Here is a 1,000-nt window from a genome sequence, read left to right on the forward strand (position 1 = left end):
CCCCGACGGGGCCCGCGCTACTGGCCCCGGGGCCCGGGGGCTGCCGGGGGGGCCGCGGGCCGACCCGGCCGCGTCGGGGGCAGCCGCCGGGTCCCTCCTGGCGCCGTGGCCGCGGCCTCAAAGGGCCCGGCCGACGGGTTCGGGCTGTTCCTTACATGTCCTGCGGCTGCGCGCAGGAGGACGAGGCCTGGCAGGAACAAGAGCCCCAGGAGGCGCCGTTCTCGGGCAGCGCGACGGTGTCGCGCAGCGAGGTGACGGTCAGCTCGCTGAGGTCGAGGTCCTGAAGGTCGAGGCTCTCGACACGGGACGCGGTGATGTCGGACATGGCGTTCTCCCTCACGTTGGCAGGCCTGCCGGTCGAACCGGAAGGACGGGCCTGCGATCAGATGTTGCGGGATGTGCCGGGCCCCCCGTGGGTGCGCCGCCCGCGGGTCGCTCGGACCCGGGCTTCGCACCGCCCGACGGCGACTCTAGGCGGCGGGCGGCGGGCGTCGGTACGGGCCACCGCCACCTTGGCCGGAGCCCGCGCCAGGTCGGCTCAATACCGTTTCCACTCAAGCGGAACCCCAGTGCTCACGGATCCCCGCCCCGTCGGCGATTGCGGTTCGCCGGGACGGGGACCCTGCCCGTCACCTCGACCAGGACCGCCGACGGGATCCTCGAACGGCTCGCGTCATGTCGTGAGCGAGTTCCCGGCGCAGGACCCTAGACGGTCCGGCCGGCGCAGGCCGCGGCGGTCACCAGGCGGGTGAAGGCGGCCTCGGAGGAGGGCAGCCCGGCGGGGTGCCGTCCGGCTGGGCCTCATGGCCGCCGAGGAGGACCTCGGCCTCGGACGGGAGTCGACCCCCGGGACGGTCACGGGGGCACCCGAGGCAGGGGGCGGCCCGGACGGGAGGCCCACGGATCTTTTTTCCGCACAGGGAATTTGACGAAGCGTCACCACCGGGGATTTCCGGCCCCGACCGGACGGCTTCCGTCCGCCCGGGGCCGTCAGTGCAGC

At 74.6% G+C, this 1,000-nt stretch carries 1 protein-coding gene; it reads right to left on the reverse strand.

The genetic code is table 11. The features are described from left to right. Positions 1–151: 151 nt before the first annotated feature. Positions 152–325, reverse strand: a complete 174-nt coding sequence (locus ACFWJ4_RS41680; RefSeq protein WP_359907940.1) for a thiazolylpeptide-type bacteriocin — start codon at positions 323–325, stop codon at positions 152–154. Positions 326–1,000 lie beyond the last annotated feature (675 nt).

The sequence above is a fragment of the Kitasatospora sp. NPDC127067 genome, from assembly GCF_042724755.1.
In the GTDB taxonomy this organism is placed as follows: Bacteria; Actinomycetota; Actinomycetes; order Streptomycetales; family Streptomycetaceae; genus Kitasatospora; species Kitasatospora lactacystinica.